Source organism: Microvirga lupini (genome assembly GCF_014191055.1).
Taxonomy (GTDB): domain Bacteria; phylum Pseudomonadota; class Alphaproteobacteria; order Rhizobiales; family Beijerinckiaceae; genus Microvirga; species Microvirga lupini_A.
Window position 1 is genome coordinate 101,483 of the sequence record NZ_JACHWB010000008.1, and the last position, 12,916, is coordinate 114,398.

General features: G+C 64.7%; 10 protein-coding genes. 6 read left to right on the forward strand and 4 right to left on the reverse strand.

Translation table 11 applies throughout. From position 1 onward, the window contains the following. The first annotated feature begins 15 nt into the window (after positions 1 to 15). Positions 16 to 558, forward strand: coding sequence for a GNAT family N-acetyltransferase (locus tag FHR70_RS21220; RefSeq protein ID WP_183453977.1), 543 nt, complete (start codon positions 16 to 18; stop codon positions 556 to 558). On the opposite strand, the gene FHR70_RS21225 is transcribed toward FHR70_RS21220, so the two are convergent. After that, positions 555 to 935 (reverse strand): DUF2794 domain-containing protein, encoded by a 381-nt coding sequence (locus FHR70_RS21225; RefSeq protein ID WP_183453979.1) that lies wholly within the window; start codon positions 933 to 935, stop codon positions 555 to 557. The two genes, FHR70_RS21220 and FHR70_RS21225, sit on opposite strands and share 4 nt — an antisense overlap. 466 nt (positions 936 to 1,401) lie before the next feature. Then, a complete protein-coding gene (locus FHR70_RS21230; RefSeq protein ID WP_183453981.1) occupies positions 1,402 to 2,418 on the reverse strand; it encodes a zinc-binding alcohol dehydrogenase family protein in 1,017 nt (338 codons plus the stop codon). A 205-nt stretch (positions 2,419 to 2,623) separates the two neighbouring features. On the opposite strand from FHR70_RS21230, the gene FHR70_RS21235 reads away from it, so the two are divergent. The 3 genes from FHR70_RS21235 to FHR70_RS21245 all read left to right on the forward strand — a co-directional run bounded on the left by FHR70_RS21235 (position 2,624) and on the right by FHR70_RS21245 (position 9,488). After that, on the forward strand, positions 2,624 to 2,974 hold the full coding sequence (locus FHR70_RS21235) for a winged helix-turn-helix transcriptional regulator (protein ID WP_183453983.1): 351 nt from the start codon (positions 2,624 to 2,626) through the stop codon (positions 2,972 to 2,974). Between the two features lie 117 nt (positions 2,975 to 3,091). Then, positions 3,092 to 7,915, forward strand: a complete 4,824-nt coding sequence (locus tag FHR70_RS21240; RefSeq protein WP_183453985.1) for an NAD-glutamate dehydrogenase — start codon at positions 3,092 to 3,094, stop codon at positions 7,913 to 7,915. Between the two features lie 157 nt (positions 7,916 to 8,072). Further along, the gene (locus tag FHR70_RS21245) at positions 8,073 to 9,488 is read left to right on the forward strand and encodes an MFS transporter (RefSeq protein WP_183453987.1); all 1,416 of its coding nucleotides are present in this window, start codon (positions 8,073 to 8,075) and stop codon (positions 9,486 to 9,488) included. Positions 9,489 to 9,495: 7 nt separating this feature from the next. Here the strand turns inward: FHR70_RS21245 and FHR70_RS21250 are convergent, their stop codons facing one another. Together FHR70_RS21250 and purH are read right to left on the reverse strand one after the other, a co-directional pair. Beyond that, the gene (locus FHR70_RS21250; protein ID WP_183453989.1) at positions 9,496 to 9,816 is read right to left on the reverse strand and encodes a heavy metal-binding domain-containing protein; all 321 of its coding nucleotides are present in this window, start codon (positions 9,814 to 9,816) and stop codon (positions 9,496 to 9,498) included. 139 nt (positions 9,817 to 9,955) lie between these two features. Then, complete coding sequence (purH, locus tag FHR70_RS21255; protein ID WP_183453991.1) at positions 9,956 to 11,548, reverse strand: bifunctional phosphoribosylaminoimidazolecarboxamide formyltransferase/IMP cyclohydrolase; 1,593 nt, start codon at positions 11,546 to 11,548, stop codon at positions 9,956 to 9,958. A gap of 162 nt (positions 11,549 to 11,710) precedes the next feature. Between purH and FHR70_RS21260 the strand changes: the two genes are divergently transcribed. Next, the gene (locus tag FHR70_RS21260) at positions 11,711 to 11,875 is read left to right on the forward strand and encodes a hypothetical protein (RefSeq protein ID WP_183453993.1); all 165 of its coding nucleotides are present in this window, start codon (positions 11,711 to 11,713) and stop codon (positions 11,873 to 11,875) included. 453 nt (positions 11,876 to 12,328) lie between these two features. After that, the gene (locus FHR70_RS21265; protein WP_183453995.1) at positions 12,329 to 12,565 is read left to right on the forward strand and encodes a hypothetical protein; all 237 of its coding nucleotides are present in this window, start codon (positions 12,329 to 12,331) and stop codon (positions 12,563 to 12,565) included. Positions 12,566 to 12,916: the final 351 nt, after the last annotated feature.

Here is a 12,916-nt window from a genome sequence, read left to right on the forward strand (position 1 = left end):
GTCTAGAGAAGGGGCATGAGCTTCGTCATCCGTCCTTCTCGCGAAACCGATATCACTGCCATCACGGCGATCTATGCCCATGCGGTGACGCATGGCACGGCATCCTTCGAGCTTGATCCTCCCGCAGACGCCGAGATGACGCGCCGCCGCGATGACATTCTGAAAGGCGGCTATCCCTATCTCGTGGCGGAGCGGGAGGGGGAGCTTCTTGGCTATGCCTATGCGGGCGCCTACCGCACACGACCTGCCTATCGCTCCACGGTTGAAGACTCGATCTATGTTGCGCCGTCAGCACAGGGCCAGGGCATCGGGCGCGCTCTCCTCGTGGCGCTGATCGAGCAATGCGAAGCGCTGGATTTCAGGCTCATGGTGGCGGTGATCGGCGATGAGGAGTCGCACGGCTCCATCGGTCTGCACAGAAGCCTCGGCTTCGAGCCCGCCGGCATTCTCAAGGGCATCGGCTACAAGCACGGACGCTGGCTCTCCACCGTGCTGATGCAGCGCCCGCTCGGACGCGGAATGGGCGAGCCGCCGACCCGACCTATCCCTGCAAACTAATTCGCCACCACCTTGGGCTTGTCGAGCACGCGCAGCACGCGGTCGAGTTCGTGCCCGCGCTTGAGGATCAGGCCGGTCGAGACGATAACCGAATACGCGCCCTGTTTCTTGGCGAGTTTCGGGTCTTTTTCGATGCGGTAGAGAGGCATTTCCGACGTGCGGCGGAAGATGGAGAACACGGCCTTGTCCGGCATGAAGTCGATGGCGTAATCGCGCCATTCGCCGGCAGCCACCATGCGGCCGTAGAGGTTGAGAATGGCCTGCAACTCGGAGCGGTCGAAGGACACCTGTCTCGGCGCGGCGGGGAAGGGCACGATATGGGCCGAGCCCTGGCCCAAGCCGCCGCGCAGCGGCTCTGCGATGTCACCTTCGCTCATGATGCCTCCCATGGCTGTTAACATCACCTGATGATGGGCTGAGGCGGCTAACGGATCAACCCGTCAGGACACAATGAATCACCGCCTCCTTTGCAAATCTTATTCCTGCCTCATTCGCGCCGAAATGGAGCCGCACTGAACCCCGTAAATACTCAAGTTGCCTCGACGGCCCGGCTCATCGAATGGCCTGGACACGTCAGCCCCCCAGCCCTCCGGGTCGTTTGGAGAGCCGGGCCACAACAGTCGAGACACAGGGCTGCCTTACGGGGCAGCCTTTTCTTTTCAAGGGTTTGCGATCTGATGGATCGCGAACCCTTCTTTTCTCGCGAAGCGATTGAGCAAGAGCTCATACTCTTCCACGTTATGGCCGGGCCTGTCCCGGCTATCCCAATGTGAAGAGCGCTGCGTCTTCCAATTGGGATCACCGGCACAAGGCCGTGATGACGAAAAGCGGATCGGAGGATCCTCAGAACCCCGACAGCACGATCTTGCCGCGCGTGCGGCCGCTCTCGATGAGCGCGTGCGCCCGCTTGAGGTTGGCCGCGTTGATCGGTCCGATCACATCCGAGAGTGTCGTCCTGATCGTTCCTGCATCCACCAGCCGCGAGGCCTCGGTGAGAATCTCGTGCTGGCGTGCCATGTCGGCGGTCTGGAAGGTCGAGCGGGTGAACATGGATTCCCAGTGGATCGACCCGCTCTTTCCTTTCAAGAGGCTGATGTCGAGGGGCGCCTTCGGGTCGTCGATGAGCGCGAAGCGCCCTTGAGGCGCAATGGCTTTGGCGATTTCTGGAAAATGCGTGTCCGTATGGGTGATCGAGAACACGAAGGCCGGTGCGCCGATGCCGAGGGCTTCCACCTGAGCGGCCAGCGGCTGGCTATGATCGATCACATGATGAGCCCCAAGTTCTTTGGCCCAAGCCTGCGTCTCGGGACGCGAGGCGGTGGCGATCACGGTCAGGTCCGTCAGGTGGCGCGCCAGCTGAAGGGCCACGGAGCCCACGCCGCCGGCCGCGCCGACGATCAGAAGAGCATGAGCCGCGCCCTTGACCGGGCGCTTCACGTCCAGCCGGTCGAACAGGGTCTCCCAGGCGGTGAGCGTGGTGAGCGGCAGGGCGGCCGCCTCCTCGAAGCTGAGGGATTGGGGCTTTCTCCCCACCAGCCGCTCGTCGACCACATGGAATTCCGCATTGGTGCCCTGACGCGTAATCGCCCCGGCATAGAACACCTCGTCGCCCTCCTTGAAGAGGGAGACCTCCGCGCCCACCCCGCGCACGATGCCGGCGGCATCGAACCCCAGTACCTTCACGCCGCCCGGCTCGGGTTGGGCCCGCATGCGGACCTTGGTGTCCACGGGATTCAAAGACACAGCCTTGATTTCAACGAGCAGATCGCGCGGGCCCGGCTCGGGCCGGGGCAGCTCGACGTCGATGAGGGAGGCATCCTGGTCGATGGGAAGGGATTGGTGGTAGCCGACGGCACGCATGGCTTGTCTCCTGTTCGCGCATCGTGCGGAAAAGTGGACCCGGCTTTCCGGTCCACACGATGCGCCTTTTAAAAGCTAAGCATCGAATAGATCCCAAAAGTGGCCTCCACTTTTGGGTCCGATGCTATAGAACCATAGTTGAGCATAGTGTCTGAGGGCGCAAGAACGCACAAAAACAGCCCATAGTGTCAAAAAGGATACCGTAATGCCAAAGGTGTCTTCGAAGGTTCCGGGGGTCCAGGGATGCGCTGTCGAGCGCACGCTCAGCCTCATCGACGGCAAGTGGAAGATCGTCGTGCTGTACAAGCTCCTGCGCGGAACGCTTCGCTTCAACGAGCTGCGCCGGCTCATCCCCAACGTTACGCAGCGCATGCTCACGCACCAGCTGCGCGAGCTCGAGGCCGACGGGCTCATCGTCCGCAGGGTCTATGCCCAGGTTCCGCCGAGAGTCGAATATTCCCTGTCGGCCCGCGGCCGGAGTCTTGAACCGGTGCTCATGGCCATGAAGCAATGGGGTGATACGAATCTTTCGTCTCAAGGTGCTCAGGCAGCCTAAAGTGTGCGCGCGCGGCAAGAACTTAACCCTACACGGCGCACCTTCGCAGGCTGTCCTTGCGCCGCCTGCCGCTCTGTGGCAACGCTCCCGCAACAACGACAATCAGAGGATACGCGCATGAAGCTGGATACACCGACCAGCGGAAGCGAGTTGACGGCCGAAGCCGTCGCCGTGCTGGAAGCCGGGCACAAGGCCACCCCTCCCACCTTTGTGCGCGACCTCTATGGGCGGGTGCCGTCCGAGGATCTTGCCTTCTACTCGCCCAAGTCCTTGGCTGACCTTGCGGCGGAAGCCTTCGAGCATCTCAAAGCCTCCCGCACTGCCGAGGGCGCGGATGTCCGCCTCCTCGACGTGGAGGTCGAGCGCGACGGCCGGCGCCAGGACGTGACGGTGCTGGAGATCGTCAACGAGAACATGCCGTTCCTGCTGGATTCGACCCTGGCCGAGATCGTCGACCAGGGTTACGATCCGCTGCTCGTGGCCCATCCGATCCTGGCCGTGGAGCGCGACGCGAGCGGTGCCCTGGTCCGCCTTGTGGGCGAGGCCACGGCGGCCCTGCGGCTTGGCGTGAAGCGCGAGAGCTTCATCCATATTCACCTGCCCCGCATCGACGATGCCGACACCCGCACACGGCTGATCGAGGCCATGCGGCGGGTCCACAGTGACGTGTCCCTGGCCGTGCACGACTGGCCGGGCATGCGCGCCCGGGTCACCGAGATCGTGCACAATTACCGCCTCAACCCGCCGCCGCTGCCGGACGACGAGGTGAAGGAGGCCATCGCCTTCCTCGACTGGATCGCACGGGACAACTTCACCTTCTTAGGGTTGCGCGAATACCGCCTGCCGTCCGGCGATACCGCGGCCGATCCGGTGGAAGGATCGGGACTGGGCCTCCTGCGCGACCCGAACGTGCGCGTGCTGCGCCGCGGGAGCGAGCTCGTCGCGATGACGCCGGAAATCCGCGCCTTCCTGGCGCGTCCCCAGGCGCTCATCATCACCAAGGCGAATGTGAAGTCCCGCGTCCACCGCCGGGCGCATCTCGACTACATCGGCATCAAGCTTTTCGACGGCAACGGCCATCTGCAGGGGGAGCTGCGCATCGTCGGCCTGTTCACCGCGAGCGCCTACACCAACACCACCGGCGAGGTGCCGTATCTGCGCCACAAGGTGGCGAAGGTCACGTCTCGTGCGGGCTTCGATCCAGCGAGCTATGCGGGCCGCGCGCTTCTCAACGTGCTCGAGAATTATCCGCGCGACGAGCTGTTCCAGATCGACGAGGACACGCTCTACCACTTCGCCATCGACATCATGAATCTGTCGGAGCGCCCTAGAGTGCGCGTGCTGGCGCGGGCCGACGAGTTCGACCGCTTCGTGTCGGTGCTCGTGTTCGTGCCCAAGGACCGTTACGACACGCAGGCGCGCCTGCGTATCGGACAGTTCCTCGCCGGCATTTATGAGGGACGCGTCTCCGCATCCTATCCGTCCTATCCGGAAGGCCCGCTCGCGCGCACCCACTACATCATCGGGCGCGATGAAGGGCACACCCCGCAGGTCACCCGCGAGACTCTGGAAAAGGGCATCTCGGCCATCGTGCGCACCTGGAGCGATGCGCTGCGCGACGCGCTCGACGCCTCTGTCGGCGGCGCAAAGGCGCGCGCGCTTGCATCCCGCTATGGCGAGGCCTTCAGCGCTGCATACCGCGAGGCCTTCGGGGCCGAGCAGGTGATCCAGGACATCAGCCTGCTGGAGCAGCTCTCGGAGGCGCGCCCCCGCGCCGTCGATCTCTACCGCCGCGAGGGCGATCCCGAGACCCGCGTGAACCTGAAGGTGTTCTCGCTCAACCAGTCGATGCCGCTGTCGGACCGCGTGCCTCTCCTGGAAAATCTCGGCTTCCGCGTGGTGAACGAGCGAACCTATCGCGTGGCCTTCACGAGTGCGGACCGGGTGTGGCTCCACGACATGACCCTGGAGCGCGCCGCAGGCGGTACGATTGAGATCGACGAGATCCAGGCGCTCATCGAGGCGGCGCTGCTTGCGCTGTTCCGTGGCTTGGCCGAGTCCGACGGCTTCAATCGTCTCGTGCTCGAAGCCGGTCTCGGCTGGCGCGACGTTGCCATGATCCGGGCCTTCGGGCGCTACCTGCGCCAGATTCAGGTCACCTACGCGCAGGATTACATCGCCGAAACGCTGGCGCGCCACGGCGCGATCGTGGCCGATCTCGTCAAACTCTTCTATGCCCGCTTCGACCCACGGCACGAGAAGGGCCGCGAGGCCGCCGAGGCTTCCATCCGCGAGCGGATCGAGGAACAGCTGAAGCAGGTCACCAGCCTCGACGACGACCGGATCCTGCGCCGTTTCATCAACCTAATCGACGCCGCGACCCGCACCAACTTCTTCCAGCTCGAAGACAACGGCCTGCCGCGCCAGACCATCGCGTTCAAGTTCGAATGCGCCAAGGTGGAAGGGCTGCCGCTGCCCCGGCCTCTCTATGAGATCTTCGTCTATTCGCCCCGCGTGGAAGGCGTGCATCTGCGCTTCGGCAAGGTGGCGCGCGGAGGGCTTCGCTGGTCCGACCGGCCGCAGGATTTCCGCACCGAGGTGTTGGGCCTCGTGAAGGCGCAGCAGGTCAAGAACGCCGTCATCGTGCCGGTGGGCGCCAAGGGCGGCTTCGTACCCAAACACCTGCCGCCCGCAAGCGACCGGCAGGCTTGGCTCGCCGAGGGCACCGAGAGCTACCGCATCTTCGTGCGCACCATGCTCCAGCTCACCGACAACATCGTGGGCGATCATATCGTCCCGCCGCCGGATACGGTACGCCACGACGGCGACGATCCCTACCTCGTGGTCGCGGCCGACAAGGGCACAGCCACCTTCTCGGACACGGCGAACGCGCTCTCCATCGAAAAGGGCCACTGGCTCGGCGATGCCTTCGCGTCCGGCGGCAGCCAGGGCTACGACCACAAGAAGATGGGCATCACGGCCCGCGGCGCCTGGGAGGCGGTGAAGCGCCACTTCCGCGAGATCGACATCGACATCCAGACCACCCCGGTCACCGTGGCGGGCGTGGGCGACATGTCCGGCGACGTGTTCGGCAACGGCATGCTGCTGTCGCGCGCCCTCAAGCTCGTGGCGGCCTTCGACCACCGCGACATCTTTCTCGATCCGAACCCGGATCCGGAAAGCTCGTTTAACGAGCGCGAGCGCCTGTTCAATCTGCCCCGCTCCAGCTGGCAGGATTACGACAAGGCGCTGATCTCGGCGGGCGGCGGCGTGTTCTCGCGCAGCGCGAAATCGATCCCGCTGTCGGATGAGATGCGCGCTCTGCTCGACCTCGACAAGCCGCAGGCAACGCCGGCCGAGGTGATGAACGCCATCCTGAAAGCCCGTGTCGACCTGCTCTGGTTCGGCGGCATCGGAACCTATATCCGCGCCTCGACCGAGACCGACGAGCAGGTGGGCGACCGCGCCAACGATCCGATCCGGATCACCGGGCCGGACGTGCGCGCCAAGGTGATCGGCGAGGGCGCCAATCTGGGCATGACCCAGCGCGGGCGCATCGAGGCGGCCCAGAAGGGCGTGCGCCTCAATACGGATGCCATCGACAACTCGGCGGGCGTGAACACCTCCGACGTGGAGGTGAACATCAAGATCGCGCTCACCACGCCGGAGCGCGACGGGCGCCTCTCCGAAGATCAGCGCAACGCGCTGCTCGTGGACATGACGGAAGATGTCGCAGCACTCGTGCTGCGCAACAACTACCTGCAGACCCTGGCGCTCTCGCTCTCCGAGCAGAACGGCCTCGCCGATCTCGGCTTCGCCCGCCGGCTCATGCACATGCTGGAAGCGGATGGCCGTCTTAACCGCGCCGTGGAATACCTGCCCGACGACTCGACCCTCACGGAACGCGCCCGCCGCGGCGAAGCGCTGACGCGACCGGAGCTCGCGGTGCTGCTGGCCTATGCCAAACTCTCCCTGCATGACGCGCTGCTGGAAAGCCCGGTGCCGGACGATCCCTATCTCGGCAAGGAGCTCGACCGCTATTTCCCGGCCGAGATGCGCGAGCGCTTCCCCGATGCCATCGCCAGCCATCGCCTGCGGCGCGAGATCATCGCCACGCAGCTTGCGAATGCCATCATCAACCGGGGTGGCCCCACCATGGTGGCCCGTCTCGTGGATCAGACCGGCGCGGACGCGCCGACCATCGCGGCGGCTTACGCGGCCACCCGCGACTCCTTCAACCTCACCGAGATGAACCTCGCCATCGATGCCCTCGACGGCATCGTGCCGGGCCAGGTGCAGCTGCGCCTCTACGGCGAATTGCAGGATCTGCTCATGAACCGGATCGTCTGGTTCATCCGCAACGTGGATTTCGCCAACCATTCCCTCGACCAGATCATCGGCACCTACCAGGCTGGAATCGCTGAGGTCGAGCAGAGCCTGCACAATGCGCTCTCGCCCGAAGCCAGGGCGGTGTGGGAGGCGCGCACGAAGGCGCTGGTGGACGAGGGCGTTCCCGAGGGGCTGGCGCGGCGCATCGCGTCCCTGCCCGATCTCGTGGCTGCGCCCGATATCGTGCAGACGGCGCAGAAGACCGGCAAGCCCGTCGCCGACATCGCCTGCACGCACTTCGCGCTCGAGGCCTCCTTCCGTCTTGGTGCACTCATCGGTGCCGCGCAGGAGATCAGCGTCAGCGATTACTTCGACCGTCTGGCGCTGGACCGCGCCGTCGACAGCATCGCCTATGCTCACCGCGGCCTGACAGCAGAAGTGGCCTCCCAGGACATGTCGGGCATCGAGGCGGTGCGCGCCTGGAGCGAGAAGCGCGGCCAGGATGTCAACCGCATCCGCAGCGCGGTCGACGGCATCGTATCGTCGGGCCTGACCCTGTCCAAGATCACCGTGGCGGCAAGCCTTTTGGGCGATTTGGCGCGCACGACTTAAAACGGTCTGCTCGAGACGCATTAAGCTCTCCTCCCCCTTGCGGGGGAGAGGCAGAGAGGCGCAGGTGTCATCCCCGGCGGCCGTAGGCCTGGAAGAGGATCCGCGACTGGGTGCAGCGATATGGATTCCCTTCCCATTCGCTGCGCTCCGGCCGGGAATGACAGAGAAGCATCGAAGTGGGAAGCAAAGCCCCGTGAGAGACACCGACACCCTCGCGCCCTCACGGCAGGCTTCGCGTCCCGCGATCCTGGGCTGGCTCCTGTTCGACTGGGCCTGCCAGCCCTTCTTCACGCTGGTCACCACCTTCGTGTTCGCACCCTATTTCGCGTCGGCGCTGGCCTCCGATCCGGTGACCGGCCAAAGCCTCTGGGGCTATGCGACGGCGGCGGCGGGCCTCGTGCTCGCCATCCTGTCGCCGGTGCTCGGCTCCATTGCCGATGCCACCGGACCGAAGAAGCCGTGGATCGCATCCTGCGGCCTCGTGCTGATCCTTGCCTCCTTCGCGCTGTGGTATGCCGCGCCCGGGCAATCCTATGCCATTCCCATTGCGCTCGTCGGCTTCGCCTTCGGCACGGTGGCCGTGGAAGTGGCTGCGGTGTTCAACAACGCCATGATTCCGCATCTCGTGCCGCCGGAGCGCTACGGCCGCCTCTCCGGCACCGGATGGGCCATGGGTTATCTGGGCGGGCTCGTGTCGCTCGTGATCGTGCTGGGCTTTCTGGCCGCCGATCCTGTGTCGATGAAGACCGTGTTCGGCCTGGGCCCGCTCTTTGGCCTCGATCCATCGACGCGCGAAGGCGACCGCATCACCGGACCGTTCTCGGCTTTGTGGTTTCTTCTCTTCGTGCTGCCGCTGTTTCTGTTCACGCCGGATGTTCCCCGCTCGGGCATGAGCCTGAAGAATGCCGCGCAAAACGGGTTCTCGCAGGTGAAAAGCACCATCGCGGATGCGCGGCGGCACCCGAGCGTCGGGCGCTTTCTCCTCGCCAACATGGTCTATCAGGATGCGCTCGTGGCGCTCTTCGCCTTCGGGGGCATCTACGGGGCCGGCGTGTTCGGCTGGCAGGCGATCGAACTCGGTCTCTTCGGCATCATGCTCACGATCACCGGCACCATCGGGGCACTGATCGGCGGGCGGCTCGACGACCGCCTGGGCGCCAAGCCCGTGATCCTCGGCGCGATCGTCATCCTGGCGTTTGTCTGCGTGGGCGTTCTGTCGCTGGGGCGCGAGCACATCTTCTTCGGGGTGCCGACCGCGCCGCCCGCACCGGATGACGGCCTCTACGGCTCCGCGCCGGAAAAGGTGTTCGTGCTGCTCGGCCTCGTGATCGGCTCCGTGGCGGGGCCGCTCCAGGCCTCGTCCCGCAGCCTGCTCGCGCGTCTCGTTCCGGCGCAGGAGGCGGGCCGCTATTTCGGCCTGCTGGCGCTTTCAGGCAAGGTCACGTCGTTCCTGGCACCCTTGGCCGTTGCCGTCGCCACGGCGGTCTTTCAGACGCAAGGAGCAGGACCGGCGGTGCTGATCCTGTTCCTGATCGTCGGATTCTGGCTGTTGAGCGGGGTGAAGCGGGTGTGAGCGCTGCTCACTCCAGCGCCACCGCCGTGCCGCTGACCGAGACCATCATCATGCCTTCGTTCTTGCCGAGCGCGCCGTAGTCCAAATGAACGCCCACGATGGCGTGCGCGCCGAGGCGCTGGGCTTCCTCGATCATCTCCTGCAGGGCGGTGTCGCGCCCGTCGCGCAGCACGCGCTCATAGGACCCCGCACGCCCGCCGACCACGTCACGGATCGAGGCGAAGAAGTCGCGGAACACATTGGCGCCGAGGATCGCCTCGCCCGAGACGATGCCGCGATAGGACGCGATGCGGCGGCCTTCGATGGTCGGCGTGGTGGTGATGATCATGGGCTTCTCCTTCTGCTCCGCTTCATATGGGGAGCAATGGGAGATCCGTCATCCCGGACGAAGCGCAGCAAGATTCGGGAACGGGTGCAGAATGGGGCGCCGTTTCCCTCCCCCCTGCGGAGGGAAGAAGAGTCGAGGCTCAGTGCCTGAAATGCCGGTGTCCCGTGAACACCATGGCGAGCCCCGCCTCGTCGGCGGCTTTGATCACCTCGTCGTCGCGCATGGAGCCGCCGGGCTGGATCACCGCGGTGGCGCCGGCCTCGGCTGCGGCGAGCAGGCCGTCCGCGAAGGGGAAGAAGGCGTCGGAGGCCACCACCGAGCCCTTGGCGAGGGTCTCCGGCAGGTTGGCGGCCTTCGCGGCTTCCGCGGCTTTCCAGGCGGCGATGCGGGAGGAATCGACGCGGCTCATCTGGCCGGCGCCGATGCCCACCGTGGCGAGATCCTTCGCATAGACGATGGCGTTCGACTTCACGTGCTTGGCGACCCGGAAGGCGAAGCGCAGGTCGGCGAGTTCCTGCTCCGTGGGCGCACGCTTCGTCACCACCTTCAGGTCCATGGCATCGACCACCGCGTTGTCCCGGTTCTGCGCCAGGAAGCCGCCGGCCACTGTGCGCAGGGTCAGGCCCGGTGCGCGCGGATCGGGCAGGGAGCCCGCAAGCAGCAGGCGCAGGTTCTTCTTGGCGGCCACGATTGCGATGGCTTCCTCGCTCGCGTCAGGCGCGATGATCACCTCGGTGAAGATCTCGGTGATGGCCTTGGCGGCCTCCGCATCGAGCGTCCGGTTCATGGCCACGATCCCGCCAAAGGCGGAGACCGGATCGCAGCGCAGGGCCTTCTCGTAGGCCTCGCGCAGGCTTGCGCCTTCCGCCACGCCGCAGGGGTTGGCGTGCTTGACGATCACAATGGCGGCGGAGCGCTCAGGGTTGAACTCCGCTACGGCCTCATAGGCCGCGTCCGTGTCGTTGATGTTATTGTAGGAGAGCTGCTTGCCCTGCACCTGGCGCGCGGTGGCCACGCCCGGGCGGTTCTCCGGCGTGCGGTAGAAGGCGGCGGACTGGTGCGGGTTCTCGCCGTAGCGCATCACCTCGGCAATCGAGCCGCCGAGCGCCCGGAACGGCGGGGTGGCGTCACCAAGCTCATTGGCAAACCAGTTAGAAATCGCGGCATCGTAGGCGGCCGTGCGGGAATAGGCTTTCTGGGCCAGGCGACGGCGCAGGGTGAGGGTCACCGAGCCGTCGTATTGCTTGAGATCGTCGAGGACGGCCGCGTAATCGGCGCCGTCCACCACCACGGCCACGTCGCCGTGGTTCTTGGCCGCCGCGCGGATCATCGCCGGGCCGCCGATGTCGATGTTCTCGATGCAGTCGTCATAGGGCTTGCCGGCCGCGACCGTCGCCTCGAACGGGTAGAGGTTCACCACCAGCAGGTCGATGGCCTGGATGCCGTGGGCCAGCATCGCCGCCTGATGCTCCGGGTTGGAGCGGATCGCCAGCAGGCCGCCATGAACCGCCGGGTGCAGCGTCTTCACGCGCCCGTCCATCATCTCGGGGAAGCCCGTGAGCTCGCTCACGTCCTTCACGGGCAGGCCCGCCTCGCTCAGGGTCCTATGCGTGCCGCCGGTGGAGACCAGCTCGATGCCGCGCTCAACGAGCGCCTGGGCGAAGTCCACGAGACCCGTCTTGTCGGATACGGAAAGCAGAGCACGGGACACGCGCTTCAGGTCGCTCGGCATGACGGCCGCTCCATCAAAGGAAAATGATGCGGGCGCGATAGCATGGGAGGCTAAGGATGGGAACCGGGCCAAGTGGAGTTTCAGGATGCTCCTTTAAGTACAATTCCTGAATAGGGCTACCGGCCCGATACGAGCATGGTACCGCAAGAATGATGGAGTTCCATGACGATGGTCAAAGTGATTGAAACGATCTTTCTCGGCCCAGGTGACTTCTGCTGCAACCTCCTGGGAGTTGGCCAGGAGAATAACCGCGACTTGGTTCGGATGCTGATCAACTCGTTCTTCTGGATGGCGGTCGGCAGCATCTACATGGCGATTGTGGTCTAGCCGAAAACAAGGGTCCCGATCCGGCCTAACCGCTCTGTTGCAATGGGTTCATCGACCACTGGTCAGGATTTGGGTCTTCACGCCCACAATCCGGATAATACCCGTGCCGCAAACGATTGAACCTCCCACGTGGGCATAGGGCGGCAGTTTCGCGGGATCGTTCACAAATCAGCGCCGCCTGTTCCTGGGCCTGCTCCAACTCGAACGTGCGCCAACGTTCAAAGAACTGGCGCTTGCTTCAAATCCAAAGTGCTTGGCGGATGATATAACGTCTGCTAGGATTTCTGTCATGATCAAGCGCGCATCCTGGCTTACTCATCAATTCACGTACCTCAAAGGGTGCGCGGGATGGGTATTGCGCTGATGCGTGCGTGATCATTCCCGAGGACCCTCCCGAGGCGGGTAGGGTCCTGACGTTCTCTGCTCTCCTCATGCCGATTGTGGAGAGCAAGCATGAACACCCTTTTCCATACGCCAAGACACAAGCCCCAGCTCCACCCAGCCATTCGTGCCATCAGGATTGTTGTGTCCTGGGTGACGGGAATTGCTGCATCGTGGAAGCGATTCACCGAGCGGCGGGCTTTGCAGAGGTGCGAGTATCTCAACGACCACGCACTGCGTGACATCGGCGTGTGGCGCGAGCCTGAAACCAAGGTCGATGAATGGTGGAAGATGAATCCGCCGCCGTGAGCAATCGGGACTCAGGGGACTGGAGTTCCCCTAAGTCCTAGCCAAACTGGGGTGGGCGGGCGGATTACCCCGTCACCCACCTGAAGCCTATCCACCCCAGTGCTGGAATACTGACGAGCGCAACCAAACCGCTGCGTCGATCTCGCGAAAAGAATGGAGCCAGAGCCGCTATCCCGAGGACAAGCACCGCCGCCCCGCTCGCAATCAGATAATTGGCCTTGCTGCTGTACCCCCAACTTCCTCCCTCCATAGGACCCTCAGTCATGCCCCACGGATAGCAATCCGGGCTGCGGTTGGGACTGGAGCAGGCGGTGGCGCTGAGCGCTTGGAGGAAGTCCATCACCAGCAGAA